A 925-nucleotide genomic window follows, 5' to 3' on the forward strand; every position below is an offset into this window, starting at 1 on the left:
AGGTCACGGGGATCGATGACCTGCTCGGTGAGGTTCTCTTTCTTCGCTTCAGGCATAGGAGTCCGTTCTCACTGCAGGGTATTCTGTCTTGCGCCTGAAGCGACGAACAGGCATACAAACTCCTAACCCTTATGGACAGTCTGAAGGTATGACCCACTCTCAAATCCGATCACCGCCCGATCCCCGGTGAGAAGAATATTATAACGGGTGAATGAACTGTTAATGGTCGAAGGTGATACCATTGACAAAGGTGCGACTAACTATTCTGATCTGGGAGGAAGAGGGGACCTATGTTTCAAAGTGCCAGGAACTCGAGGTTGCCAGTTGCGGCGATACTCCGGAAGAAGCGCTGGATAATATCCGTGAAGCGATCGAGCTCTACCTGGAGAATGCAAGAGAACTCGGGATGCTGCAGGACATTGAGCCTATCCTGACATCGCGGCACAAGTTCACCTCGGTCATTGAGGTCGAGGCATGACGAAGCTGCCTCAGATCTCTTCCGATGACGTCATAAAGAAGTTGAAGGCAATCGGGTTCGGTTACGCTCCTCACCGGGGAAAGGGAAGCCACGTAGCTCTCTATAAAATCGGGGACGACGGGAGCAAACTGCTTGTCATCGTTCCTCGACGCGATCCAATTCCCCGCGGGACGCTTCTCTCGATCCTGAAGCAGGCACGCCTTACAAAAGAAGAGTTCCTTGATCTGTAAAAGTTCAGCACCGGAGTCGTCCGGAGAAGATTTGAAAGTCCACATCTCACCTTTTTTCACCGCCACCAATAGTACGAGACCCTCCGTGTACTACCATCTCATCCTGACCGACAACTGCAACCTCTGCTGCACCTACTGCCGGGGGAAGGCATTCACCGTCGAACCGCCGGAACTGCCCGATATCGTCATCGACGAAGACCTTCCGGTCGACCTCGAT

Annotated in this window: 2 protein-coding genes; both read left to right on the forward strand. The window is 52.8% G+C overall.

The features are described 5' to 3' along the window. Positions 1–250: 250 nt before the first annotated feature. Entirely contained in the window at positions 251–478 is a 228-nt protein-coding gene (locus EI28_RS12770) for a type II toxin-antitoxin system HicB family antitoxin (protein ID WP_231476498.1), read from the forward strand. Further along, a complete protein-coding gene (locus EI28_RS12775) occupies positions 475–708 on the forward strand; it encodes a type II toxin-antitoxin system HicA family toxin (protein ID WP_048111751.1) in 234 nt (77 codons plus the stop codon). Before EI28_RS12770 ends, EI28_RS12775 begins: the two co-directional genes overlap by 4 nt. The last annotated feature ends 217 nt before the right edge of the window (positions 709–925 follow it).

It is taken from the genome of Methanoculleus sp. MH98A (assembly GCF_000691865.1).
GTDB lineage: Archaea > Halobacteriota > Methanomicrobia > Methanomicrobiales > Methanoculleaceae > Methanoculleus.